This window comes from Oricola sp., from assembly GCF_965230365.1.
Taxonomy (GTDB): domain Bacteria; phylum Pseudomonadota; class Alphaproteobacteria; order Rhizobiales; family Rhizobiaceae; genus Oricola.
In genome coordinates this window covers 2,277,474-2,303,644 of the sequence record NZ_OZ246003.1, presented here as the reverse complement: position 1 = coordinate 2,303,644, position 26,171 = coordinate 2,277,474, and the positions used below count along the sequence as shown (strand labels likewise).

Annotated in this window: 24 protein-coding genes and 1 tRNA gene; 6 read left to right on the top strand and 19 right to left on the bottom strand. The window is 62.5% G+C overall.

What is annotated here, in order from left to right:
* Positions 1-2: 2 nt before the first annotated feature.
* Positions 3-1,982, bottom strand: a complete 1,980-nt coding sequence (locus ACO06R_RS11025) for an AMP-dependent synthetase/ligase (RefSeq protein WP_421849410.1) — start codon at positions 1,980-1,982, stop codon at positions 3-5.
* A 300-nt stretch (positions 1,983-2,282) separates the two neighbouring features.
* Here ACO06R_RS11025 and gndA point away from each other — a divergent pair, with 300 nt between their 5' ends.
* The 4 genes from gndA to ACO06R_RS11005 all read left to right on the top strand — a co-directional run bounded on the left by gndA (position 2,283) and on the right by ACO06R_RS11005 (position 5,073).
* Positions 2,283-3,695, top strand: coding sequence for an NADP-dependent phosphogluconate dehydrogenase (gene gndA / locus ACO06R_RS11020; RefSeq protein ID WP_421849407.1), 1,413 nt, complete (start codon positions 2,283-2,285; stop codon positions 3,693-3,695).
* A gap of 98 nt (positions 3,696-3,793) precedes the next feature.
* Positions 3,794-3,883, top strand: a tRNA-Ser gene (locus ACO06R_RS11015).
* Positions 3,884-4,165: 282 nt separating this feature from the next.
* Positions 4,166-4,900, top strand: coding sequence for an SH3 domain-containing protein (locus ACO06R_RS11010; protein ID WP_421849404.1), 735 nt, complete (start codon positions 4,166-4,168; stop codon positions 4,898-4,900).
* An 8-nt stretch (positions 4,901-4,908) separates the two neighbouring features.
* A complete protein-coding gene (locus ACO06R_RS11005) occupies positions 4,909-5,073 on the top strand; it encodes a hypothetical protein (protein WP_421849401.1) in 165 nt (54 codons plus the stop codon).
* Positions 5,074-5,900: 827 nt separating this feature from the next.
* Here the strand turns inward: ACO06R_RS11005 and ACO06R_RS11000 are convergent.
* The 18 genes from ACO06R_RS11000 to ACO06R_RS10915 all read right to left on the bottom strand — a co-directional run bounded on the left by ACO06R_RS11000 (position 5,901) and on the right by ACO06R_RS10915 (position 23,834).
* The gene (locus tag ACO06R_RS11000; RefSeq protein WP_421849398.1) at positions 5,901-6,983 is read right to left on the bottom strand and encodes a M24 family metallopeptidase; all 1,083 of its coding nucleotides are present in this window, start codon (positions 6,981-6,983) and stop codon (positions 5,901-5,903) included.
* Positions 6,980-7,786, bottom strand: a complete 807-nt coding sequence (locus ACO06R_RS10995) for an aspartate/glutamate racemase family protein (protein WP_421849395.1) — start codon at positions 7,784-7,786, stop codon at positions 6,980-6,982. The genes ACO06R_RS11000 and ACO06R_RS10995 overlap by 4 nt, the downstream gene beginning before the upstream one ends.
* A gap of 5 nt (positions 7,787-7,791) precedes the next feature.
* On the bottom strand, positions 7,792-9,438 hold the full coding sequence (locus tag ACO06R_RS10990) for a hydantoinase B/oxoprolinase family protein (protein ID WP_421849392.1): 1,647 nt from the start codon (positions 9,436-9,438) through the stop codon (positions 7,792-7,794).
* Positions 9,435-11,513 (bottom strand): hydantoinase/oxoprolinase family protein, encoded by a 2,079-nt coding sequence (locus ACO06R_RS10985; protein WP_421849389.1) that lies wholly within the window; start codon positions 11,511-11,513, stop codon positions 9,435-9,437. The genes ACO06R_RS10990 and ACO06R_RS10985 overlap by 4 nt, the downstream gene beginning before the upstream one ends.
* Positions 11,510-12,001, bottom strand: coding sequence for a GAF domain-containing protein (locus ACO06R_RS10980; protein WP_421849385.1), 492 nt, complete (start codon positions 11,999-12,001; stop codon positions 11,510-11,512). Before ACO06R_RS10980 ends, ACO06R_RS10985 begins: the two co-directional genes overlap by 4 nt.
* Positions 11,998-12,798 carry an ABC transporter ATP-binding protein gene (locus ACO06R_RS10975; RefSeq protein WP_421849382.1) on the bottom strand — a complete coding sequence of 267 codons (801 nt, stop codon included), beginning with the start codon at positions 12,796-12,798 and terminating at the stop codon, positions 11,998-12,000. Before ACO06R_RS10975 ends, ACO06R_RS10980 begins: the two co-directional genes overlap by 4 nt.
* Positions 12,795-13,667: an ABC transporter ATP-binding protein gene (locus ACO06R_RS10970; RefSeq protein WP_421849379.1), complete on the bottom strand. Its 873-nt coding sequence runs from the start codon at positions 13,665-13,667 to the stop codon at positions 12,795-12,797. Before ACO06R_RS10970 ends, ACO06R_RS10975 begins: the two co-directional genes overlap by 4 nt.
* The gene (locus ACO06R_RS10965) at positions 13,664-14,500 is read right to left on the bottom strand and encodes an ABC transporter permease (protein WP_421849375.1); all 837 of its coding nucleotides are present in this window, start codon (positions 14,498-14,500) and stop codon (positions 13,664-13,666) included. The genes ACO06R_RS10970 and ACO06R_RS10965 overlap by 4 nt, the downstream gene beginning before the upstream one ends.
* Complete coding sequence (locus ACO06R_RS10960; protein ID WP_421849373.1) at positions 14,497-15,525, bottom strand: ABC transporter permease; 1,029 nt, start codon at positions 15,523-15,525, stop codon at positions 14,497-14,499. Before ACO06R_RS10960 ends, ACO06R_RS10965 begins: the two co-directional genes overlap by 4 nt.
* Before the next feature lie 80 nt (positions 15,526-15,605).
* On the bottom strand, positions 15,606-17,171 hold the full coding sequence (locus ACO06R_RS10955) for an ABC transporter substrate-binding protein (protein ID WP_421849370.1): 1,566 nt from the start codon (positions 17,169-17,171) through the stop codon (positions 15,606-15,608).
* Positions 17,168-17,896, bottom strand: a complete 729-nt coding sequence (locus ACO06R_RS10950; RefSeq protein WP_421849367.1) for a helix-turn-helix domain-containing protein — start codon at positions 17,894-17,896, stop codon at positions 17,168-17,170. Before ACO06R_RS10950 ends, ACO06R_RS10955 begins: the two co-directional genes overlap by 4 nt.
* A 96-nt stretch (positions 17,897-17,992) precedes the next feature.
* Positions 17,993-18,904, bottom strand: coding sequence for an alpha/beta hydrolase (locus tag ACO06R_RS10945; protein ID WP_421849364.1), 912 nt, complete (start codon positions 18,902-18,904; stop codon positions 17,993-17,995).
* Positions 18,905-18,943: 39 nt separating this feature from the next.
* Positions 18,944-19,549 (bottom strand): nucleotidyltransferase family protein, encoded by a 606-nt coding sequence (locus ACO06R_RS10940; RefSeq protein WP_421849361.1) that lies wholly within the window; start codon positions 19,547-19,549, stop codon positions 18,944-18,946.
* A gap of 5 nt (positions 19,550-19,554) precedes the next feature.
* Positions 19,555-20,580: a molybdopterin-binding protein gene (locus ACO06R_RS10935; protein ID WP_421849358.1), complete on the bottom strand. Its 1,026-nt coding sequence runs from the start codon at positions 20,578-20,580 to the stop codon at positions 19,555-19,557.
* Between the two features lie 3 nt (positions 20,581-20,583).
* Complete coding sequence (locus ACO06R_RS10930; RefSeq protein WP_421849355.1) at positions 20,584-21,288, bottom strand: XdhC family protein; 705 nt, start codon at positions 21,286-21,288, stop codon at positions 20,584-20,586.
* A gap of 3 nt (positions 21,289-21,291) precedes the next feature.
* Positions 21,292-21,633, bottom strand: a complete 342-nt coding sequence (locus ACO06R_RS10925; RefSeq protein WP_421849352.1) for an XdhC family protein — start codon at positions 21,631-21,633, stop codon at positions 21,292-21,294.
* Positions 21,634-21,654: 21 nt separating this feature from the next.
* Positions 21,655-22,917, bottom strand: a complete 1,263-nt coding sequence (locus tag ACO06R_RS10920; protein WP_421859345.1) for a vWA domain-containing protein — start codon at positions 22,915-22,917, stop codon at positions 21,655-21,657.
* Between the two features lie 2 nt (positions 22,918-22,919).
* Positions 22,920-23,834, bottom strand: coding sequence for an AAA family ATPase (locus ACO06R_RS10915; protein ID WP_421849349.1), 915 nt, complete (start codon positions 23,832-23,834; stop codon positions 22,920-22,922).
* Positions 23,835-23,976: 142 nt separating this feature from the next.
* Here ACO06R_RS10915 and ACO06R_RS10910 point away from each other — a divergent pair, with 142 nt between their 5' ends.
* Positions 23,977-25,098, top strand: a complete 1,122-nt coding sequence (locus ACO06R_RS10910; RefSeq protein ID WP_421849346.1) for a branched-chain amino acid ABC transporter substrate-binding protein — start codon at positions 23,977-23,979, stop codon at positions 25,096-25,098.
* A gap of 8 nt (positions 25,099-25,106) precedes the next feature.
* Positions 25,107-26,138, top strand: coding sequence for a P1 family peptidase (locus tag ACO06R_RS10905; protein ID WP_421849343.1), 1,032 nt, complete (start codon positions 25,107-25,109; stop codon positions 26,136-26,138).
* Positions 26,139-26,171 lie beyond the last annotated feature (33 nt).

Here is a 26,171-nt window from a genome sequence, read left to right as displayed (position 1 = left end):
GTTCATTCGGCCGCCTCCTTGTGCGAATTGGCAACCGGTACTCTCTCCATGTCGCGTATCTCGACCGTTGCGGAGATCGCGCCCTTGCGGCCGTCCTCAAAGGTGACCTCGGTCTCGACGAATTTCTCCTTCGAGCCGTCATAAAGCGCCTCGATCAGCGGCGCGTAGCGCTCCGCGATGAAGGAACGCCGAACCTTCTGGGTGCGTGTGAGCTCGCCATCGTCGGCATCGAGTTCCTTGTGCAGCACCAGGAAGCGGGCGATCTGCGATCCCGCAACCATCTCTTCCTCGGCGAGGTCCCTGTTCACCTGAGCGACATGCTCTTCGATCATCTGGTAGACCTGCGGATGCTGGGCCAGCTCCTGGTAGGACGCGTAAGCGACATTGTTGCGCTCGGCCCAGTTGCCGACCGAGGTCAGGTCGATATTGAGAAACACCGCGCAGAATTCCCGGTCGTCGCCGAAAGCCACCGCCTCCTTGATGTTGGGGAAGAATTTCAGCTTGTTCTCGATGTATTTGGGCGCGAACAGGCTGCCGTCCTTGAGCTTGCCCACATCCTTGGCACGGTCGATGATGCGCAGGTGGCCGTCGTGGTCGAAGAAACCGGCGTCGCCAGTGTGAACCCAGTTGTCGTTGGTCTTGGTGGAGTGGGTCGCCTCGTCGTTCTTGTAGTAGCCGACGAAAACGCCGGGCGAACGGTACATCACTTCGCCGTTTTCGGCGATCTTGATCTCCACATCCGGCGACGGGCGGCCGACCGTATCGGCGCGGATCTCGCCGTCCGGCTGGGCGCTGATATAGACCGACGCCTCCGTCTGACCGTAGAGCTGCTTGAGGTTGAGCCCGAGCGACCGGTAGAAACGGAAGATCTCCGGACCGATCGCCTCGCCGGCGGTGTAGCCGACGCGCATGCGGCTGAAGCCCATGCGGTTCTTCAGCGGGCCGTAGACCAGCATCTCGCCGACCGCGTATTTCAGCCGGTCCCAGGCGCCAACGCTCTCGCCGTTGAGGATCGGCTCGCCGACGCCACGCGCATGCGCCATGAAGTAGTCGAACATCCGCTTCTTCAGCGGGCTGGCGTCCTCCATGCGCACCATCACCGCAGTGAGCATGTTCTCGAAGACGCGCGGCGGCGCGAAGAAATAGGACGGCGCGATTTCCCGGCGATCCGAATCGATTGTGGTCGGGCTTTCCGGACAGCAAACGCAGTAGCCGCCAACATAGGCCTGCGCATAGGTGAAGACGTGGTCGCCGACCCAGGCGAGCGGCAAATAGGCAAGAATCGTGTCACGTTCGCTCAGGCTGTCGAAGACATTGCCATTGCGCGCTGAAATCACGAGATTGTCGAAGGACAGCATTACCCCCTTCGGCTTGCCAGTCGTTCCCGACGTATAGAGCATCACCGAAAGATCATCGCCCTTGCCGCCGGCGATATGCTCGCGCCACGCGCCGTCGCCGTCGAGGTTGAGCAGGTGGCGGCCGGCTTCCTGGATCGCGTCGATGGAATGCAGATTGGTGTGGTCGTAGTCGCGCAGGCCGCGCGGCTCGTCATAGACGATCTTGTGCAGGTTCTTCAGATCGTCGCTCATCGACAGAACCTTGTCGACCTGTTCCTGGTCCTGACAGATCGCGAAATGCACCTCGGCGTGATCGAGAACATAGACCATCTCGTCGGAGACCGAATCGGCATAGACCGGAACCGGAACCGCGCCGAGCGCCTGGACGGCGGCAAATGACCAATAAAGCCGAGGCCGGTTCTGGCCGACGACAGCAACCTTGTCGCCGGGTTTCAGGCCAATGGCCTGGAGGCCAAGTGAGAAAGTGGTGACTTCCTGTAGCAGCTCGGACCAGGTCCAGCTCTTCCAGATTCCATGCTCCTTGTGGCGCATGGCCGTCCGAGCGCCGAAACGCTGGGCGTTCAACAGCAAATACTGTGGAAAGGTCAGCGGGCCTGGAGCCCCGGCCTGATCCGTGGTCGGCATGTGTCTTTTTCCTCCCCAACTTCGAGCCATCCTCCGGAGGCCGAAGCGAACATGCCTTGGCGCGTTTGTGATGAAGCGCACCGGCAAGTTACCGGCAGTCAAATGCAAAGCAGCGCATAATTCAACTGCATCTTTCGGCTATTGCGATATTTTTTTTCGCTTTTTCGGCGCGGCGCGACCATGAATTTCCACTGACGGCACCGCCCCGGTGGCATCTGGTCTACCGGTGGCAAGCATGTAAATGTGGCGGCATGCGCTGGCAGCGCGACGGAACATCCCGACCACAGGAGTGCGCAACCCGTGAGTTCAGCACAGATCGGCCTGATCGGCCTCGGCACGATGGGCGCAATGCTCTCGCTCAACATCGCGGAAAAGGGTTTCCCGGTGGCCGTCTACAACCGCACGGCGGCCAGAACCCGCGATTTCGTTGCCAATGCCGGCGAACTGGCCGCCAACATCGTCCCGGCGAAGAGCCTCGAAGAGTTCGTGGCCGCGATCACGCCGCCACGCAACATCATCCTCATGATCCCGGCCGGCGAGCCGGTCGACGAGCAGATCGCGGCCTTGCGCCCACTGCTCGATGGTGACGACCTGATCATCGACGCCGGCAATGCCAATTTCCATGACACCGACCGGCGCGCCCGCGATGCGGCGGCGGCCGGCGTGCCCTATCTCGGTATCGGCGTGTCTGGCGGCGAGGAAGGCGCGCGCCACGGCCCATCGATCATGGGCGGCGGCACGCAAGCCGCCTGGGCGCGTGTCGCGCCGGTGTTGCAGGCGATCGCCGCCAAATATGAGGGGCAGCCCTGCGCCGTCTATATGGGTCCCGACGGGGCCGGCCATTTCGTCAAGACCGTGCACAACGGCATCGAATATGCCGACATGCAGATGATCGCCGAGATCTACGGCATCATGCGCGACGGGCTCGGTCAGGACGCAAAACGCGTCGGCGAGACATTCGCCGCCTGGAACGGCGGGCCACTGCGCTCCTACCTCGTGGAGATCACCGGCGAGATCGGGGCCGCGACCGATCCGGACACCGGCCGGCCGGTGCTCGACATCATCCTCGACCGGGCCGGCCAGAAGGGCACTGGCCGCTGGACCGTCATCGAGGCGCAGCATCTGGGCGCGCCGATCCCGGTGATCGAGGCGGCGGTGACCGCCCGCAATGTCTCGGCCGCACTCGCGACACGGAAATCAGGCGAAGCCCTGTTCGGCGCCGCCCCATCCGGCCTTCCCGCCGGTGCAGTCTCCGATGCGATGCTGGAATCGGCGCTGATCGCCGGCAAGGTCATGTGCTACGCGCAGGGCTTCGACCTGCTGCGCGCCGCCGGCACCGCTTTCGGCTGGTCGCTGCCGATGCCGGCGGTCGCCGAGGTCTGGCGCGAGGGCTGCATCATCCGCTCCGCGATGCTGAATGACATGGCCACAGCACTCGCCGACGATGCGGACCGCAACCTGATGTTCGCGCCCTATTTCGCCGATCTGGTCGGTCGGCACGTCCCGGCGCTGCGCAAGACGGTCGCACTCGCGCTGACGCATGGCCAACCGGTGCCGGCGCTGTCGGCGGCGCTGACCTGGTTCGACATGATGCGCACCGGACGTTCGACCGCCAACATGGTGCAGGCGCAGCGCGATTTCTTCGGTGCGCACAGCTTCGAGAGGGTCGACCGCGACGGCGCGCATCACGGCCCCTGGGGCGATCAGGCATAGGGCTTGCGGGCCGGCGAGCGGCAGTGTGCCGGAAGGCGGCGATTATCGCCTGAAAGCCCTTGGACCTGCTGAGAAATCATGATACGGGCACGGTTCGCGGAGAGGTGGCCGAGTGGTCGAAGGCGCTCCCCTGCTAAGGGAGTAGGCGGTAACCCGTCTCGAGGGTTCGAATCCCTTCCTCTCCGCCATAGACCATCAGGAATATCGCTATATTCTAAAGCGTTACAGGCCAGTTGGTCCGGGCGCATGAAATTCTGCCCACTCCCTGCACATGGCGCGACCCCGGATTTTCACAGACAAACGGCCCGTCTTTTGATCACGGAAACATGAGCAAGCGTCGTACCATGCAGGGTCGGGTGCATTCCAGCTTCGCCCGAAAACGCCACACAGACACGTTGTTCGTGATAGGGTCGCGGCATTGAATCGCTAAAGAGGATAAGGGCCTGGACGGAAATTCTGTGGTAGTTTTGGTGTTGGCGCTTGCGTCAATCGTGTCGTTGGCCGGGGTGATCTACCCATTCAAGCCGTTCAAGAGCCGTTGGGTTGCCTTAGCGTCATTCGTCGGTTGCTTCGTTCTTATCGGTGTGACCGGGCCATCGCCGGAAACTGCGGACACCGCCATGCCGGAAGTGAATGAGCGTCCGTGGGCCGCGTCCGAAGGTGACGAACGGCTTTGGGTCATGTCCGAACGCTTGAACCGTCGCACATGCCCTTCGGAAAGTTGCGGTGTGGTCGGGCGATTGTTCTTCCGCGAAGGCGTAACGGTCCATGAGGAACGCGACGGTTGGGCGCGGATTACGCAGACCTATGACGCGTCGTGCGTCGGTGGTCGCAGCCAATACGTCGATACGGGCAACGCAGCCTGCGACGATGCAAACGGGATTGTTGACGGGCAGTTCGCCGAATGGGTGGCGATGGAATACCTATCAGAAACGCGCCCGCCCGATCCGGCAGCGGATGCGTCGGGGATTGAAGAATTGGTGGCCGGGTCCGACGACTTCGCGCGATACCGAACCGCGTTCGCAGAAGCGGCCCAATCGTTGATCGCGCAGCGTCGATGCACCGAACGCGACTTCCGCGACATGGGCGGTTGGGTGAAGTCTACAAGCCATAGCGACCAACCCGTCTACTTCACGTACTGCGGCGGTGCGACGGTCGCCAACCGCTTGTATTTGAACGCCGATACGGGTGAAATCTTCCGGTAGCTATAAAAATGGCCGCGCCCGTAGGCGCGGCCAAGTTCGTCGCTGGTGGAGGCCCGAAAAAGATCATCGCATGGAACGAGGACTGCAACCCGAACAGACCCGTCTCATCCACCAGCAACTCGACGGCGCCGGAATTCGCGATGGAACAGAAACAGGAAATCCAGGCCGCATGAGGCCGGAAGTCGACCGCCGGATTTTCCCAATGGCAGGAGGAAAGTCAGGGCTCAGGTCAAGGCGTTTGGCCAAACACAAGGCCGTGAGAGTTGATGATATTGATGTACTACCCAACGCGTCTTCGGTCGGGGTCAGAGCTTCCGCTCTTCGACCATGCACACGGGCTGGTGTCGTGCGCTGATTTTGACATGTACGCCGGGACCTTGTGCCCGATAATGTGCTGCACTACGGATCGTTTTCAGTTTGAGCCAATTTCACTTGTATGACCTGATGGCAAATTAGGAGCGTGTTCAGTCAGAGCGCGCCCCATTCATACCGATATCGATTTTAGCCGATAACAGCCAGGCCGACAGCAGGCGTGAAGCCTCCGCAACCTGGTCGGGCGTTCTCAATGCGCACTCCCGCACCGTCGCAACACGCCAACCATCTTCGAGCAGGCTGTCCGTACCGCGCCGTCGCGTGCGACGTTGGCATCGAACATTGCCTGCCAGAACTCGGGCCGTATCGATGGCAATGTGGCATAGCGACATCCCTCATGCCGATGCCAGGTGCGGGTGCGCAAAAAGACCGCGACCAACCCGCACGTTCTACACACCGGCAAGTCGTGGATCGGCGAACGCCATGACGCAGGGACCAGCATGACCTGTCTCAGCGTCCGCTATCACGACCCCATCCTCGGCGTTCGGCTAAAGCCTCACTATCTCGCCCGACTTCTCAAGGCCCCAACCCGAGGGAAAAGGTCAGTAACCCTCTGAAAGCGCTGAGATAAAATACCGCCCGAACGCGGACGGCATTTCGTGCATCGGGCTTCAGTTCGAGCAGCGTATCAGATGACGCGCCAATCGCGCGGCAGATCCGACAGGATCTCCGGCCCGTCGGCGCGCAGGATCACGATTTCCTCCAGCCGCAGGCCGAAACGGCCCGGCAAATAGATGCCCGGCTCGATGGAAAACACCATGCCCTCATCGAGCACCGACTGCGAACTTGCGGTGATGTAGGGCGGCTCGTGCACTTCCGTGCCCAGCCCATGGCCAGTGCGGTGCAGGAAGTACTCGCCATAGCCGGCATCGGCAATGACCCCGCGCGCGGCATCGTCAACCACATGTGCCTTCACGCCGGGCCGGGCGGCAGCCATCGCGGCTTCCACCGCAGCGTCAACGATCGCATGCACCTCCGCATAGCCTTCAGGCGGTTCGCCGATCACCGCCATGCGCGTGATATCGCTTGAATAGCCCTTGAGCTTCCCGCCGATATCCATGACCACGGCGTCACCCGGCTGCAACACGGTGTTGCCGGTCTGGTGGTGAGGAAACGCGCCATTGCCGCCGGCGCCAACGATGTTGAAAAGCGGCCGCGCGCCCTGCTCGCGAAAGCTCTCGCGCACGATCTCGGCAACCTCGGCTTCGGTCATGCCGGCGCGCATGCCGGCCCAGGCAGCCTGCATCGCCGTGTCAGCGCTCACAGCGTTGCGCTTCAGGATGGCGTACTCGCCCTCCTCCTTGCGCATCCGCAGCGCGCCGACCGTCGTTTCGCTGAACTGTCGCTTGGCATTCAGCAGACGGTCCTGGAGCAATGCGGCATGATCGGCCCGCATGCATTCGTCGAGCGCGATCGAGCGCGCCGCCGATGCACCGACCGCTTCCAGGAGCGTTTCAAGTGCGCCTGACGGTCCTTCGGCATCCGTCCATTCGTAGAATGGCAGATCGGTGTGCTGGCGCGCACTGTCGGCTTCCAGTGCCGGCATCAGGAAGCCTTCGCCGTTGGCCGTGACGCAGAAGACGAGCGGCCGCTCGTCGCCATGCGGATGCAGATCCAGAAGCCAGGCCAGATGCGCCCCCGGCCCCAAGGCCACCAGATCCACACCTTCCGACGCCATGCGCTCCCGCAATCTTGCCAGTCTGTCGCTCATGAGCGTGCCTCCACAATAATTCGATTCCCAAATGGGCTGTTCACGTCAAAACCGCCGATCTCGGCCATCTCGGCTTCCGGCGGTGCCTCGCATGACCATTTGCGCGACGGCACCCAGCCGCAATCCCGGCGCAGCCCGGCGGCATATTCGGCACGTTTCAACGCCGCGATGGACGGATCTATCACCGGTACACCGAGCGCATTCTCGAGCGTTCTGTGAAAACCGATCTCCAGGGTACAGCCGAGGATCAGCGCCTCGGCATAATCCTCTTCCACCGCCTTGCGCCCCGCCGCCAGAAGACGGCGTTCGGTCTCGGCGTGGTCTTCCTGAAACTCGGTCACACCGAGTTCGACGGCATAGAAGCCGGAAAGGCGTGGACCATGCCCGTATTCGACGACGTTGCCCTGCATCTGGCCCACCCATTTGCGCCGCCCGACAATGATGCCGAAACGGTTGGCAAGAGACACTGCGATATCGCAGGCCGCAGCGCAGGGCCCGGTTACGATCATGTCGCCAGACAATTCGCGCGCCTCGTGCAGAGCGGTATCGTAAAAACAACCGATGGCGAAGGCGTCGAAACCCTCCCGTTCAGCGGCGCGCACCGCACGCAGGATGCCGGTAGTCACGCGCCCCTCATAGGCGCGATACTCGATATGCCGGAAAGCGCCATCGGCGGGCGGCAGCGACGTGACATGGACCTCCGTGCCAGGCCGGACGACCTTGGCAAAGGCGTCGGCGAAGAGCTGGTCGCTCTCGTCGGAACCGACGGGGCTGAGATACATGATTTTCAGCGGCGCACCCATTGTCCTCACCCTCCATGCACTTCCGCAGCACGCTCCGGGGAAATCAGGCCGTTTTTGATGTCGTCCTGGACTGCCGCACGGTCGCGCGCCTTCGGATCGCCAAACCCGGCGCCTGACGACGTGACGACGCGAACCACGTCGTCTGTCGTCAGCGGCAGTTCGGAAACAAACGCATAGCGGGTCGTTTCATCGCCGTCCTTGATGACCTCGACGTAGTTGCCGGAGCCTTCATTACCGCCATCGAGCGCCCAAGGCTTGATCCGCGAGCGGGTGTAACCGGCGGTTACAAAACCCCGCTCGGTGCGAATGCGGTACTCCAGGACAAGCCCCCGACCACCATTGAAAGCACCCTCGCCGCCCGGCGCCGTGTTCAACTCCATCCGGTCGACGAAAAGCCCGTTGCGCGCCTCGGAGATTTCAGCCGGAGTGTTGAAGGTTTCGCCATGCGAAGCCGAGAACACACACGAGTTGCCGTCCTGGCCCTCACTGGCGCCCCACCCGCCGATCTGGGGCTCGATGATCGTGTATTGGCGGCCCGTATCCGGGTGAATGCCGCCGATAAACGTGCCGCAGATCGACGAGAAATGGCCGGTCGGCAGGCGATCCGGCACATGCGGCGCAAGACAGCGCCAGACCAGATCGGACACACGGATACCGATCTCGTAATAAAAGCCGACCGCCGCCGGTTCCTTGGCGTGAAACACCGATCCCTCGCGCGTCAGGATCTTCAGCGGCCGGTAAGAGCCGTCATTTGACGGCGTGTCCGCCGACATCAGCGACTTGAACACCGTCTGCACCGAGGTCACGGTCTCGTCGCGGCTGGTGTTCGTCGGCGCCTCGTCCTGATCTGGATTGTCACGAAGATCGACAACGAATTCGTCATCGGTGATGGTAATCTTCACATGGAAGAATCGGCCATCGTCCTGTTCTTCATCAAGCTCGAACGTGCCCTTGGGCATCTTCTTCAGTTCGGCGCGCACCGTCTTCTCGCCGATGTCGAGGAACTCTTCGACGGCCTGGCAGAACACGTCAGTTCCGTATTTCTGCGCCAGCCCTTCGAGCCGCCGCCCACCAACGCGCACCGATGCGATCGCCGCCCAGACATCGCCGTGCAGGAAGTCGGGCATCCGGCTGTTGACCGTGATGATATCCATGACCGCCTGGTCGGTAACGCCCTCGCGGATCAGCTTGATTGCCGGCAGCCGCAGGCCTTCCTGAAAGATCTCGCGCGCCTCGCCGGTCAGCGAACCCGGCGCCATGCCGCCGACATCGGAGTTGTGGGCGATATTGGCGGTCCAGGCGATCAGCTTGCCGTCGGCAAAGACCGGCATAACGAGAACCAGGTCGTTCAAATGGGTGACGCCGCCATAGTAGGGATCGTTCGTCACGAAGACGTCGCCCGGTTTAACATCGTCGCCAAACTTGTCGATGATGAAGGTCACCGACTTGTCGAGCACACCCACGAAGTGCGGAATGCCCGCGCCGGACGCCGCCAGCCGGCCCTGCGCGTCGCAGACGCCGGTCCCCATATCGAGAACCTCATAGATGATCGAACTCATCGCCGTCTTGCGCATCGCGGCAAACATCTCGTCGGCGGTCGCCTGAAGCGAGTTCTGGATGATTTCCAGGGTGATCGGATCGGTCGAACTCATGCCTGTTCCCCCAGTTCGATGTGAATGTTGCGGTAGGCGTCAACATCGACCCGGTTGCCCGGATGGACGACGATGGTGGTGCCGGGGTCTTCGATGACCGCCGGGCCGGAAAACGACATTCCGGGCATCAGCTTGTCGCCGTCATAGATGACAGCCTCGTGCTTGCCCTCCAGTGCGTAGTCGACTTGGCGCTTGCTTTTCACCGCCGAGGAGGCGTCCTCGGGGCCCATTTCCCGCGGCTCCATGACCAGTTTGCCGACTTCCGCGCGCGCCACGAGGTGGATGCCGACCATCTCGACCGGCGCGTCGAGCCGGTAGGTGTATTCTTTCTCGTAGAGCGTATGGAAATCGTCGGCGATCTTGGCCAGCGACGCGGCGGTGATTTCGCCGGTCAGCAACACCTCCGACGTATGTTCCTGGTTGCGGTATCGGAATTTGCCGTAGCGCAGGAAGGTCACCTTTGATGGTTCGACGCCTTCTGCCTCAAAGGTCGCTCTCGCCTTGGTTTCTGTGTCGGCAAAGACGCGCTCAATCGTACCCGCACCGCCCTCGCTGAGATCGACAAGCTGGGTGACGAAATAGTCGCGCCGCAGGTCCGACATCATCATGCCCCAGGCCGAGAACACCGAAGCGGCCGCCGGTACGACCACCTTCTTGACCTGCAATTCCTGGCCAAGTGCGACAGCATGCATCGCGCCGCCGCCACCAAACGCGAGCAAAGTGAAATCGCGCGTATCGTAGCCGCGGTTCAGGCTGACCAGCTTGAGTGCGTTGACCATGTTGTTGTTGGCGATCCTGATGATGCCGGCGGCGGCCTCGTCAGTGGATAGGCCGAGCTTTGCGCCAACAGCGTTCAGCGCGGTTTCTGCAGCCGTCATGTCGGCCTCGATCTCGCCGCCGCAGAAGTAGTCCCTGTTGATCCGCCCGAGCCACAGATTGGCGTCGGTCGTTGTGGCCTCGGTACCGCCCTTGCCATAGGCCGCCGGACCTGGCAAAGCGCCGGCCGACTGCGGACCGACATGCAGCTTGCCGAAGTCGTCGACCCAGGCAATCGATCCACCGCCATTGCCGATTTCAACCAGATCAACCACCGGCACCATGATCGGATAACCCGCAGACTTGCGGTTCCGCTCGATCCAGTAGTCGGTCATGATGCGCACTTCGCCGCCCTCGATCAGCGAGCATTTGGCGGTTGTACCGCCAATGTCGAGTGCCAGGATGTTGGGCTCGTCGATCAGCTTGCCGAGTTCCGCCGCACCCCAGAAGCCGGAGGCCGGCCCGCTCTCGATCATGTTGATCGGCACCGCCGAGGTTGCCTCAAGGCTGTCGACGCCGCAATTCGACTGCATGATATAGGGACTTTGCCGCAGGCCCTGCGCCTTCAGTCCTTCGTTCAGTTTGCTGAGATAACGCGCAGCGACCGGCTGCACATAGGCCGACAAGACGGCGGTGTTTGAGCGTTCGTATTCGCGCCATTCGCGCGTGATTTGATGCGAGGCGACGACCGCCACCCCCGGCCACAGGCGCTTGACCTCCGCCAGCACCGCCTCTTCATGCGCCGTATTGGCATAGGCATGCAACAGGCTGATCGCGACAGCCGACACGTCCTCGGCGCGGAAGCCGTCAAGAATCTCCGACAATCCTGAAAGATCGAGCGGCGCCCGTTCGGCTCCCTGATAGGTCATCCGCCCTGGCACTTCGGCCCGCAAATGGCGCGGCACGAACGGCGCGGGCTTGACATAATGGAGATTGAAGAAATCCGGTCGGTTGCCTCGCGCGATTTCCAGCGTGTCGCGAAACCCTTCCGTGGTGATCAGCCCGACCTTGACGCCCTTGCGTTCGGTCAGCGCATTGATGACGACCGTCGTGCCGTGGGCGATGAAATCGACCTCCGACGGCTCGACCCCGCCCTTTGCGAGCACGTTGAGGACGCCCTGTTCGAAGTCCGGCGGTGTCGTGTCGGATTTGGCCGTGACGATGCGCGTTGTCCCTGACGCGCTGTCGGTCTCAAAGGCGACGAGGTCGGTGAATGTGCCCCCGACATCGGTCGCCACCCGTCGCGTGATACTGCTCATTGTCTCGTCTCCGCTTGAAGATACATGGCCGCAGCGACCGCAAGTGTCGCCGGCTCGATCAGGGTTTGCGCCCGCTTCACCCGCCCGGGCGTGAAGTGTCCGGCCTCATGCAGGCAATTGACCGTCGCGCGGACCTTACCGCCGACCGCGACCGGGATGTTCATGCAGCTCTCGCAGCCAAGCGACTGGATGAGCGGATGATCGAAGAAGACCTCGGCGATTTCCTCGATCGAGTTGGCGACGAAGAACTGCCGCTCGTTGAGAACGCGGTCGGTCCAGGCGTCCTCCAGGATCTCCTTTTCGCCACTTGTCGGGTAGGCTTCGGGCATGTTGGTATAGGTTCGGCGCGCGACGCCGCGCTTCCATTCCAGCTCGGTCACCGTGAAAAGCTTGACACCGATCATGCTGTCGGCCAGCGCCTCAAGCGCGCGATAGGCTGCCGCCGGCTGGTCTTCACGGCCGGCCACAGCCTGCAAAACGTTACTCATTTCCCCTCCGCAAGTTTGTCTCTGAGCGCCAGTTCGTCGGTGTCCACCACAGGGACAGCGCCGATCAGCTTGCGCGTGTATTCATGCTCCGGATGGTCGAAGATTCGCTCCACGGGACCGAGTTCGATCATCTGGCCGGCCTTGAAGACCGCCACCCGGTCCGCGACGTTGCGCACGACGGCAAGGTCGTGCGTGATGAAGATGTAGGTGAGCCCCATGTCGCGGCGCAGATCGTTCAGCAGGCGCAGCACGCGCGCCTGCACCAAGACGTCCAGGGCCGAGGTCGGCTCGTCCAGCACGATGATGCGCGACTGGCAGGCCAGCGCACGGGCGATGCCGACACGCTGGCGTTGTCCGCCCGAAAGCGCCGACGGCGCACGATGGCGCATCGACGGCTCCAGCCCGACCTCCTGTAGCGCGGTCTCGACCAGCGTCCAGCGCTCCGAGGGCTTGCCGATGCCATAGACATCAAGCCCGAGGCGGATCGAGGCGCCGATGCTGCGCTGCGGATTGAGCGCCGACAGCGGGTTCTGCTGAACGAATTGTATCGCTTGGCGGTGTTTGCGCGAGCGCCGCTCCGGCAGCTCATTGCCGTCCAGCACGATCTTGCCCTCGGTCGGATTGAGGATGCCCAGAAGCATGTTGGCAAGCGTGGTCTTTCCCGAACCGCTCTCGCCGACAATGGCAAGGCATTCGCCGGTTTGAACATCAAGGGAGACATCGCGTACCGCGTGCACCGGACCGGAACGGGTATGAAACGTCTTGCAAAGATTGGCGACGGAAAGCGTTGCGGTCATGGCGCGTCAGCCCCGTGAACGAATGCCGGCGCAAGAAAGTCGTCGCTGACCTCGGCTATATCAGGCAGCCCCTGCCCCGTGATACGCGGCACCGCCGACAGCAGCGCCCTTGTGTAAGCATGTCCCGGTCGTTCGAAGATTGCCGCCGTCGGCCCCGCTTCGACGATCCGGCCGCGATAGATGACATAGACCCGGTCGGCGAATTCGCGCACCACCCCGAGATTGTGCGAGATAAACAGCACGGCCGTACCGACCTCCTCGACCAGGTCGCGTATCAGTTTCAGCGTCTGTGCCTGAACCGTGACGTCGAGCGCCGTGCCCGGCTCGTCGGCCAGCAGCAGTTTCGGCCGGTTGACCAATGCCATGGCAATCATGACCCGCTGGTTCATGCCGCCCGACAACTGGAACGGATAGCTCTCCAGAACCCTGACCGGATCGGGAATGGCGACATGCGCCAGGATTTCCTCGGCCTTGGCCTCGGCGGCAGATCGCGAGATCTTCGGGTCGCCGCGCCGCAGCACGTCGAGAAACTGTCCGCCGATCTTGAAGGTCGGATTGAGTGACGACGTCGGGTCCTGAAAGATCATCGACATCTCGGTGCCGCGCAATGCACGGCGACTGGACGCCGGCAGATGCAGGCAGTCCGCGCCGTCGAAATACACATTGCCGGCGATCCGCGCCGTGGTCAGTTCCTGGATCAGGCCGAGCACGATGCGCGCCGTCACCGACTTGCCGGACCCGCTCTCGCCGACCAACGCGACCCGCTCGCCCCGGCGTATCGAAAGGCTGATACCGTGCAGGACCTCGATCACCCCCCGATAGGTCTGAAACGACAGCTTGAGATCTTTAATATCGAGGATGTTGCTCATTGCTCGTCCACTCCCAGGACCGAGCGCAGACCGTCACCCAGCAGATTGAAGCCGAAGACGGCGATCAGGATCGCCAGTCCCGGAAACACGGTGAGCCACCAGCTGTCAGGCAGGTATCGCGCGCCTTCGGCGACCATCGATCCAAGGTCCGGTGTCGGCGGCTGTACGCCGAGACCGAGGAAGGACAGCGACGAGGCGATGATGATCACGAAGCCCATGTCCAGGGTCATCTTGGTGATGATGGCCGGCAGACAGTTGGGCAGAACCTCGCGAAACGCGATGTGCCATGTCGAGGCGCCAATGACCTCCGCTGCCAGAACATAGCCTTCCTCGCGCTCCGAGCGGGCGATGTTGTAGACGAGACGTGCATACCAGGGCCACCACATGGCAGTCACCGCCAGCATGGCATTGGTGAGTGTCGGCTCAAGCACGCCCATCATGGCGATTGCCAGCACCAGAGGCGGGATCGACAGGAACACGTCCGTGATGCGCATCAGCACGCCACCGGCCCAGCCGCCGAGATAACCGGCGAGCAGACCGACGATCGTGCCGATGGGCGTGGCGATTGCCAGCACCACGACACCAAGCACCAGCGATATCTGGTAGGCGTAGAGAATGCGGCTGAAAATGTCGCGGCCAACGAGATCGGTGCCCATCCAGTTGCGCGCACTCGGCCCCTGATTGGCGTAGACGAAATCGACCACCGCGCCATTGTGGGTCGGAAACGGCGCGATCAGGGGCGCCAGTACGGCCGCCAGAACGACCAGCGCGACCAGCAGCAAGCCGAGCAGCGACATGGGATTGGCGGATAGGATGCGCAGTGTGCGGATCATGAGCCGACCCTCGTCGAATGACGGATTTTCGGATTGATGAAGGCAATCAGCAGATCGACGATGATGTTCACGATCAGGAATGTCAGCGCGATGATAAGCACGGTGCCCATGATCGCGTTCAGGTCCTTGCGCAGGATCACCGCCACGCCGTAGCGCGACAGGCCCGGCCAGGCAAACACCGCCTCGACCAGAAATGCATTGCCGAGCATGGCCGCAAAATCCAGGCCGATGATCGTCAGGGACGGGATAAGCGACGGCTTGAACGCGTAGTGATTGGCGATCCGCGCCGGAAAGAAGCCATAGGCCTGTGCCATCTCGATATACGGCTTGCGATAAGTCTCGACCATGTTGGCGCGCGTCAGACGCGCGGCCTGGCCGATGCCTGAGAGCGCCAATGCGACGGCGGGCAGGACGATGTGCCAGAACGCGTTCGCGAAGGCGGAGAAGTTACCGGCGACCAGCGTATCGACGAGCAGAAAGCCGGTGACGCGGTCGATTTCATAAATATCGGATATCCGACCGGCGATCGGAAACAGCGGCAGATAAAAGGCGAAGGCCAGCATCAGCAGTACGGCCCAGACGAAACTGGGGGCGGAGACCGTCAGCAATGCCAGAATGCGGACCGCATGATCCGGCCATCGGTCCCGATAGCGAGCGGACAGGATGCCCAATGGCAGGCCGATGGCGATCATCAGGATACCGGCGACAATTACCAGTTCCAGCGTTGCCGGCAGGAACTCGACGATATCCAGCGTGACCGGCCGGTTGGTGTAAAGCGAGGTTCCGAGATCGAACTGCGCAAGGTCGCGAACGAAATGGCCGTATTGGACGATCAGCGAGTCGTCGAGATGCAGTTCGGTGCGGAGCTTCTCGATCTGCTCGCCGGTCGCGTTGGGGCCGAGCGCGATGCGCGCGGGATCGCCCGGAATGACCCTAGCGATGCAGAAGATCAGCATCGAAACGCCGATCAGGACGATGACGGAAATTCCGAGCCGTCTCAGCAACAGGCTTAGGACGGGAGACATTGGGTTCTTTCGCGCGGGATTGATCAGGTTCGGCCCGCCGGCGCGATGCCGCCGGCGGGCCTTTCTCGCGGTTCAGCCGATTACTCGACCATTTCCATCAGGCGGAAAGAGAAACCCATCCCGTCGAGCCCGAAAGCCTTGGACGGATCGCTAAGCGCCGGCACCTTGACCCGGTTTGAGGCCGCGAAAACCGACTGGCGGTCGAAGCCGTAGATTGTCGGTGCGATCTCCAGGAGGCGGGCGTTCAGCTTCGAATAGGCCGCGTCGCGCGCCTCGTCGGTCGCCGCCGTGCGGCCCTCTTCCAGATGCTGGTCGACTTCGGCGTCGTTCAGATACTCCGGCGACTGCCAGGTGCCGGCCGCTGTCGAGTGATACATGCCATAGAGCAACGTATCCGGGTCGCCGGTAACAGCGTTTACAAAGAGCTGGCTGATATGCGGGGTGTTTTCCGGGTTGGAAACCTGCTCCGCAAACAGCGCCCAGGGCAGCTTCTTGACGTGCGACTTGACGCCGAGCTGCTGGAAGTTTGCCTGCATCAGCAATGCGAAACGTTCCTCCAGCGGAACTTCGGCAATCCAGCTCACTTCGATATCGATCTCCGACGGATCGTATTTGCATGCCGCCAGGTAGTCCTTGGCCTTGGCCAGGTCCTGGCTGAAGGCCATGTCAGTGCCATTGGCGCCGAACATGCCGACCGGAATGGCGCCGGTCGCCGACGAACCCGCCGACACATCGTCATTGATGGCGATCATCTGGATCGCAGTGCCGTAGTCAAAGGCCGTCGCCAGCGCCAGCCGGCAGTTCACGTCGTCGAGCGGGGCCTTGGTGGTGTTCATCTTGAAATAGAACCCGCCGGTTCCGCTCTCGGTGAGCAACTGCGCGCCATCATTGGCAAGCGCTTTGACAACTTCCGGCGGAAGCCACTGCGACGCGATGTCGTGCTCGCCCTGCGCGATCAGGGTGCGGACAGTCGCCGCTTCCAGGCCATAGCGCAACCGGACGGTGTCGGGAGCGACATCGGCAACACCGAGAAAGTATCCGTCGTTCTTCGACATGACGGTTTCTTCCTGCGGATTGTGGGAGCTGACGCTGTAGGCACCGCTGCCCGCCGCATTGCCCGACAGGAAGGCTTCGCCCCACTCGTCGTCGCCCTTGTTTGCCTCGACCAGCGCCTTGTCGACGATCGGCAGGCGAACGAGAGAAGCGATGAACGGCGCGTAGGGCTGTTCAAGCGAGAACTTGACCGTCGACGCATCGACCGCCTCGGCAGTGACGCCCCCGAACAGGTAGGACAGGCCCTGTCCCAGCGCCTGCATGCGCTCAAGCGAGTAGACCACGTCATCGGCTGTCAGCGGGTTGCCGCTCTGGAACGAAACGCCTTCGCGCAGCTTGAAAGTGTAGGTGGTTCCATCGACGTCCCAGCTTGCCGCCAAATGCGGGTCATGGCCGGGCCCACCCTGCTTCGGCAGTACGAGCGTGTCGTAGACGTTGAACATCAAAATGCTGTCGGCATAGTCCGAAGCCTTTCCGGGATCGAGCTCGCCGACGGCCACTTCGTCCAGTCGCAGGACGGTTTCGGCTTGCGCCACCGTCGTCAGAACCGTCGCTGCGGCCAGCGCCGCCGCAAACAGATGATGTTTGGTCATGGTTTTCCCTCTCCTGTTTGATCGTTATTGGGTTTCTGTTGCGAAGACGGCTTGTGAATCGGCTCCGGCGCATCTCCGAAAACGTCCATGGTTCCGCACCAAAGGATCGACGCGGTCTTGTCGGTGTGGTTCCAGCTCGAGTGGGTGCGGCGGCTGTCGAAGTGGATCGAGTCGCCCTTGCGCAGCACCTCAACCTCGCCTTCGATTTCGACCGTGATTGCACCATCGATGATGTAGAACATCTCTTCGCCGCTATGGCTGATCGGCTCGCCCCGATAGCCCGGCGGTTCATGCGTGATCACCGAGTGAATCTTCGAACCGGGGAAAGTGGTCGAAATCCGTTCGTAGACCATTTCCGCACCGGGTACCCTGTAGGACTGACGCTTGTCCTGACGCGTCGTCTGGCCTTCCGCTGCCGGCTGATCGAGAAATGCGCTCAGGTGTGTTTCGAGCACAGCTGCCAGTGATGCGAGCGATCCAAGCGACGGCGTCGCGAGACCGCGTTCAACCTGGCTGATGAAGCCGACCGAAAGACCCGCCTGATCGGCCACCGCCTGCATCGTCAGACCCATTTCCTTGCGGCGAAGTCGTAGCGCTTCGCCCAGTTCAAAAGGTACGTCCTTGCTCTTCGTGGGCGTCGATTTTTTTAGCATGACTAAAAACTGGCCCGACTTTTCGAGCCGTGTCAAGACTTTTTGCAAGGGGCATGTCTCCCCCGCGATCAAGCCTGCAATTTCTTGGAATGACCGAATCTTGCGGCAGGAACGGATTGCAGAGCAACCCCAGAGCTTTAGCGTTTCGTCGCCTTGGAGATCACCGGCTTACCTGCCGCTGCGCAACATCCAATTGATCATGTCGCGCCAGTCGGTCATCCGGATCGGTGTGCCATGCCCTCCGGTCTCGAAACGCACCATGCGAACCGGGTAACCGGGCTCTGCCCGAAACCGCGAATAAAGTGCTTCCATCGAGCCGACCGGGATCACGGAATCGGACCCGCCATGGGCGATGAACAGCGGCACCTGCTCGCGGCGCAAGCGCGACGACAGCATGCCTTCGGACCCGTAGGAGCCGAGCAGCGCCATCCCCGCCATCCTGCCGACCAGTGCGTCGTCGCCGGCGATGCGATGGCAGATCGCGCCGCCCGCCGAGGCGCATGCCAACACCAGCCTCGCCCGTGGCGCACGCGCCAGAATCGCGGCCAGCAGCGCTCTCACCCGGCCTGCCGCCGCCTCGTCGAGTTGCCCTCCGTCCATAGTGACATAGACGCTGGAATTGCGCGTCATCAGGTTCTTGATACGGTTGAAATTGCCACCGAAAGAATGGTCGTTGACACCCTGTAGCCGGTTGCCGCCACGCCCGTGGACATAGGCTGTCACCAGCCGCGCCCGGTCGATCTCGCCGACCAGCACATATTTGATCGGACCGAACGCGGTCTGCAGGGTTCCCTCGCTTTGCTGACGGCGCGGTTTCAGATCGACATAGCGGCGTTTGACCCGCCGCTCGGGCACCGCATCGCGACGATTGATGTCGCGCATCTCGCGATAATCGACGGCGATGAACCTGCCGCCATCACGGCTTTCGAGCACCGCCGGATAGGAGAAGAGACGATCCTTGAACGGCGCCAGTTCCATCGCCATCGCCGGTACCGGTAGGGCGACCGCAACCGCGACCGCCAAAGCGCCAATCAAGACGATTGGGAGCAAGCCGAGAAACGTCCGAACAGGTAATTTCATGCGGGATGTCGTGCCGCGAAACCGGACATGACGCAACCGCTAATGCGCACCGGTTGGCCGTCCGGTCGCCGCGCAGTAGGCTTCAGGGGTGTCGATATCGGCGGTTGCGGCCTCGCCGACCTGCACGGTCACGACCGGCAGTTCATCCGACTTGCCGAGGATTCGCGCGCCCATATCGCCCTCAAGGCCGCCGATCGCGTCGGAAAGCCGGGCCGGAAGCCATACCGGATGCGCCGGTTTGTCGCCCGCGCGCGGTTCGACGATCTGTTGCGGATGCGCGGCCGCCACATCCTGCACAGTTGCAATGATGTCGGGACCGACCAGCGGCATGTCGCCAAGCAGGACGAAGGCTCCGTCAGCGCCGGCCGCAAGCGCCGCGCCAAAGCCCGCTTGCAGCGAGGTGACGAGCCCATCGGGGTAACGCGGGTTTTCCACCAGTTGGCAGTCGCATCCATCGAGCGCGGCGGCGACCGCCTCTGCCTGATGCCCGACGACCACGAAGACTGGCCCGCAATCGCCGGCAATCGCGTTTGCGACAACACAACGGACAATCGGCGCACCGTCCTCCCAATCGAGCAACAGCTTGTTTGAGGCGCCCATGCGGGTCGAACGGCCAGCCGCGAGCACGATGATCGCGCTGGACAAGGGCTTCACCGCTTCGCTCCCGTTTCGCGCGGATGCGGCCGCAGCGGGATCTCCGACAGAAGGCCGCCAACTCCCATCGCGACGATGTCGTCGCCGGTCAAGTCCATGCCCGCGCACAGCCGTTGCAGCACCCAGTCGAAGCCATTTTCCTTCGGGCTGCGCGCGCATCCCGGCGCGCCGATCACCGGCTTGCCGCCGATCTCGCCCAACACCAGCAGGTTTCCCGGGTCGACAGGCATGCCAACATAGATCAGTTCGCCACCTGCCTCCTCAATCGCGGCCGGAACCACATCGCGTGCGTCGGTCATCGCCGATGCACCGAAAACGATCGCCATGTCCGTGGCTGCGAGACCGCTTGCCAGTTTGCTGGCGACATCAGCGCTGGTATGCGCGCAACGGGCTTCGCCCGCGAGATCCGCATCCAGCGCATCCAGTCGGCTCGCAGTTGTCTCGCGCGTCTTGTCGAGCACGCTTTCGCGCGTGCCGGGCACACGTGTTTGGATCAACGCGACGCGGAACCCTTCCCTGAAGGCCTGCACGCACAACGCACCGCCGGGCGATAGTTCCGACCGTGCCTCGTCCACTTTGGCACCTGCGACCGCGAACGGAATGATCTTGACCGTCGCAACCATCTGGCCGGGCCGCACAACGCTGTGGTTTGCCAGCGTTGCAACCGTGATTGCCGGATCGATCCGGTTGGTCCGCTCGATGGATGGCGCATCGACCAACAGCACGCCGCCGACCCGGCTGTAGAGATTGACCCGGCCGGTACCAACGTCATCGCGTCTGAGTTCCTCGCGCTCCAGCACGTCGGCGATCCGCGCCGCCGCCTCGTCCTCCATGAGGTCGCCCGCATCGCGAATGGCGACCGTGATCTCGGCAACTCCTTCGCGGCGCAGGCGTTGCACGTCTTCGCCGGTAATCACATGGCCCTTTCGAAGCCGAAGTCCGGAATCCAGCTTGACGGAATGGGCCAGTGTGGCGCCGATCACGCCGCCGGCATCATCGAGCGCTTTGATGCCGAACCACACGCTTCAGGCCACCGCTGCAACCGGGGCCGGATCGCGACGGCGAAACGCCTGAATGACTTCCGCCATGATCGCGACCGCGATCTCCGCCGGGCTGGCAGCGCCTATATCGAGCCCGATGGGCGACGCGATGCGCGCGATATCTTCGTCGGCAACGCCGTTTGCCCGAAGCCGCTCGACCCGCTTTGAATGGGTTTTCCTGCTGCCGAGCGCACCGACATAGATGCAACCCGCCTCGAGGGCCGCCTGCAACGGAAAATCGTCGATCTTGGGATCATGGGTGATCGCAGCAAGCGCGCAATAGCGGTCAAGCGGGCGCGCTGCCAAGACGTCTTCCGGCCATTCGGCGGCCAGCTTGACGCCCTCGAAACGTTCTTGCGTTGCGAAAGCCGTGCGCGGATCGATTACTTCCAGATCGAACCCGGCGAGACGCGCAATCGGTGCCAGCGCCTGGCTGATATGCACCGCGCCGATCACCACCAGACGCGCCGGCGGCAAGTGAACATTCAGGAAATACTGCCGCCCGCCGATCTCCACGACGCCGGACTTGCCGCTCTTGAACACTGCGGTAAGCGCCACACCGAGCTCGCCAGCGACGTTCTCGCCTTCCTTGACCAGGCGGTCGCGACCATCTCCCAGATCGGTGACCAGCACCGCGCCAATCCGGGCGCGGCGTGCCGCATTCAGACCCTTCAGGTGCAGGGGATCCATGGGCTAGCCCAAGCGTTCCAGATAGACGCGAATGCGCCCGCCGCAGCTAAGACCAACTCGCCACGCAGTCTCGTCGGCAACGCCGAACTCGAGCATCTTCGGCTCTCCGCTTTCGATCACATCGAGCGCTTCGGCAATCACCGCGCCTTCCACGCAACCGCCCGATACCGAGCCTTCGAAATTGCTTTGCGCGTCGATCACCAGATGGCTGCCCACCGGGCGCGGCGCCGACCCCCATGTTTCGACCACCGTCGCAACAGCCACATCCCGGCCTTCACTCATCCAGCTTTCCGCTGCGGTCAACGGATCGGATTGCAGAGTGTCAGCGCTTCCGTGATTGTCCATGCCGTCGCTCCCGTCCACGCCTCAAGCCGCATCGTGCGCCGACCGCAGCCATTCGCGTGGCAAATTGTGTGCCGAATATGTGTGATTTCCGTTCCCCAGCGCAAGGCACAGGTCGCTGATGCTGTTCAGCGAATGCACCGGGCGAAACTCGTCGACATGCGGCAGCATCGCGCGCACGCCCTTCGCCCGCGCCTCGAACCCGTCGAAACGCAGCAGCGGGTTGAGCCAGATCAGCCGCCGGCATGATTTGTGCAGGCGCTCGATCTGCTTCTCGAGATCGCCGACGTCGTCCCGTTCCAGCCCGTCGGTGATCAACAGCACCACGCCGCCCTGCGACAGGACACGACGCGACCACCTGCGGTTGAACTCGGAGAGTGTCTCGCCAATGCGCGTACCGCCGGACCAGTCCTCCACGGCCTGCGTGCAATCGTCGATCGCCGCATCGATGTCGCGATGCCGCAGCTGGCGCGTCACATTTGTCAGGCGGGTGCCGAAAAGGAACGTGTGCACGTGGCGTCGTTTCTCCGTCAGCGCATGCAGGAAATGCAGGAAAATCCTCGAATACTGGCTCATCGATCCGCTGATGTCGGCAAGCACCACAAGCGGAGGCTGCACCACCCGGTGTTCGCGAAACTGCGGGATGACCAGATCGCCGCCTGTGCGCAATGCCTGTCTGAGCGTGCGGCGCGGATCGACAAACCGCTTGCGGTTGGACGGCTTGAAACGGCGAGTACGCACCGCGTCGAACGGCATTCTCAGTTCGGCGAGCGCCTTCTTCGCCTGGGCGATCTCGCTGGCGCTCATCTGCGCGAAGTCCATGTCGCGCAACACTTCTCGTTCCGAGTAGGTCATGCGCGCGTCGATTTCGATCTCGGGCGCCTCTTCAACGGGATCGCGCTGCTTGTGCCCCTCGAACATCGCATCGGCGACCCGGGTTTCACCGGCCCGTTTCTTCTCCCGCTCGCGGGTGTCGGGCGCCTGCGGCGAGAACATGGCGAGCATCTTCTCGACCAGTTCGCGTGACCGCCAAAAAAGCCGAAACGCCTCATCGAAGATCACCGTGTCTTCGTGCCGGGTCACCAGAACCGAATGCAAGGTCCAGTAGAAGTCGTCGCGCGACCCGATCCCGCCGGCAAGCACCGCCTCCACTGCATCGCTGACGCTGGCAGGCCCGACCTTCAGTCCGGCCTTCCTCAATGTGCGCGCAAAATAGACGATGTTGTCAGCCAACCGTCCGTCGGTCGCCTGCTCCACAGTCTGCCCGTTGGAACCGAATGTCTCCATCGTCACGCGGCGTCGATTTCCGCTTTCACCTCGTCAAGAACGCGCTTGCCCTCGCTAGCCTGCAGCCGCGCGATATCGTCCTGGTATTTCAACAGAACGCCGATCGTATCTGAGATCGTCGCCGGATCGAGAGCCACCTTGTCCAGCTCCGTCAGGGCCGTCGCCCAGTCTATCGTCTCGGCAACGCCGGGAACCTTGAAGAGTTCCATCTCGCGCAGCTTCTGCACGAATCCGACGATTTCGCGCGATAGCCGCTGGTTGGCCTGCGGCGCCTTGCGCGCGATGATTTCCAGTTCTCGTTCCGCAGACGGATAATCGACCCAATGGTAGAGGCATCGGCGTTTCAACGCGTCGTGGATTTCGCGGGTCCGGTTGGTCGTGATGATGACCGATGGGCGCTCGGCGGCCCTGATCGTTCCGTATTCGGGTATCGTCACCTGGAAATCGGACAGGACTTCCAGCAGAAATGCCTCGAACGCTTCATCGGTGCGGTCAAGTTCGTCGATCAGGAAGACCGGCGGCTTGCCGGGCTCGCCGGACAAGGCTTCCAGGACCGGGCGCCGTATAAGGTATTCGTCGGAAAAAATGTCGCGATGCAGGTCGTCACGACTGGTTTCGCCGCTCGCCTCGGCGATGCGGATATCGATCATCTGCGCGGCATAGTTCCATTCATAGACTGCCGACGAGACATCGAGGCCTTCATAGCACTGCAACCGGATGAGCGGCCGATCCATGGCGCTGGCCAGAACCTTGGCGATCTCCGTCTTTCCAACGCCTGCCTCACCCTCGAGAAACAGCGGTCGGCCCATCCTCAGACTAAGATAGAGTACCGTCGCCAACGGCCGGTCTGCCACATAGTCTTTGCCGTTGAGCAAAATCAGCGTCTCGTCGATTGAATCGGGTATCAATACTGCCATTGCCGATCCTGCATTCTCCGCGTTATTCAATGAACATAGGCGGGGGAATCGCCATGGCCAAGCATGGATTACCCCATCTGTTGACGATGGCCTGCCTGCATTTTGCCTTGCCCTCGGCGGTGTTGCGTTGCATCACCGCATCATGGCGTTGGGAATTGCATCAACGAGGATTGGGGCTTTCGCTGCCGCATCGACGGCCATCGCGATCTGTTTGGCATGCGCAACGCAAACCGTCGCTCAGCCCGCGCAGCAGTCGCGGATCGGTATTGTCGGCCCGATGTCGGATTATTTCTCGATCATCGGCGACCAGATCCGGTCCGGCGCAGCGGCGGCCATAAATGAACGCGAGGGCGTTGCCATTTCTGTTGCAGACGACGAATGCAGCGCCGAAGGCGGCGCGAATTCGGCACGCGAGATGGTCGAGGCCGGCGTTTCGGTGGTTATCGGTTATCCGTGTATCGAGGCATTCGACACCGCCATGCCGATTCTTGCCGAAGCCGGCATCACGCTGATCGCCATCGGTACGCAAGCCGAAGGCATTACCGCTCATACCAAAGCCAAATCCTGGCCGCTGCTGCGGCTGGCACCCAGCAATACCCAGGAAGCAGAAGCGATCGCGGGTTACCTCGCTGGTGTCTGGCGCAGTGTGAACTTCGCGATCATTGATGATGGGACGCTCTATGGCCGCCAATTGGCGGAGGCGGTGCGCTTCCAGCTCGAAGAAGACAACCTGAGACCGGTGTTCACCGACACCTACCGGCCGCAAATGGAAAATCAGGTCGGCCTCGTACGCAGGTTGAACAAGGCCGGCGCAACCCATGTCTTCATTGGCGGAGATGCCTTTGACGCCTCCGTCATCAGCGCGAATGCGGAAATGATCGAGGTGCCTTTGACGATTGCCGGCGGTTCGGCGCTGATCGGCCCGCCCGAGGATGGGAAACTGGCCGACAACACGATTGTCACCGGTTTTCCCGACTGGTCCCGAAAAGCCGAAGCGTTGGTGGCAATCCAGGCGATGGAAGGCTCGCCCCTTGGCGCCGATGGCTACGTCCTGCCCGCCTATGCGGCAGCGCAGATCGCGATTTTCGGCATCGACATCAGCGCCGATGACGGTATTTTTCCCTATCAGCGAATGCTGAACCGTTCCTTCCAAACGGTGATCGGTCCGCTTCGCTTCCGGCCCGATGGCGAACTGGAAGGCAACCTCTTCGAGGTTTTCACAATCTTCAACGGGCGGATGGAGCCGGTTGAAGCCGGGCAATGAACGCATCCATGAACAACACTGCCAACACAGGCTGTCCCGGCCCGCGCAACCTGATCACCGATGTCGATGGCCTGATGGTCGGCAATGCCAGTGACGATGCGGTCAAGACCGGCGTTACCGCCGTGCTGTGCACGGAGCCTGCCACGGCGGCGGTGCAAGTGCTGGGTGGCGCGCCCGGAACGCGCGAAACCGATCTTCTCGAACCGCACAACACCGTCGAAGCGGTCGACGCCATCGTGCTTTCCGGCGGCTCCGCATTCGGCCTCGATGCGGCATCAGGCGCGCAGGCCGCGCTTGTCGAGATGGGGCGCGGCTTTGCGGTCGGCGATCATCGCATTCCGATCGTACCCGCCGCCATCCTGTTCGACATGCTGAACGGTGGCGACAAGAATTGGGGCCACAATCCGCCCTATCGCGAACTTGGCCACGCCGCGCTTTCCGACGCTGCGCAAACCTTTGCGCTCGGCAGCGTCGGCGCGGGTGCCGGCGCGACAACCGCCAATCTGAAGGGCGGGCTCGGCTCCGCATCGCTTGTCTTGCAACCGCATGGGTTGACTGTCGGCGCGCTGGTCGCGGCCAACCCGGTCGGTGTGGCAACGGTCGGCGAGACACCGCATTTCTGGGCCGCACCCTTCGAACTGGATGGCGAATTCGGCGGCCTCGGCCTGCCCAATCCGCTTCCCGCCGACGCGACGGACTTGCGCATCAAGTTCCGCGACCAAACGTCCAATGCCCCGCAAAACACGACGATCGCGGTGATCGCCACCGACGCGAAACTCACCAAGAGCGAGTGCAAGCGCCTCGCCATCGCGGCCCATGACGGCTTCGCGCGCGCGATCTGGCCGTCGCATACCGCAGTTGACGGCGATCTGGTGTTCGCGCTCGCCACCGGCAAACGCGAAATCGAAGGCGGCCTCGATACCTTTGTCGACCTGTGCGCAGCGGCCAGCAGCACCATGGCCCGCGCCGTCGCCAGAGGCGTTTATGCCGCAACGCCCGCTGCCGGCGACATCCTGCCGGCCTGGTCCGGCTTGCGATAACTCGTCGGCGGGTCCTTCCGTTTACCAGCGCCC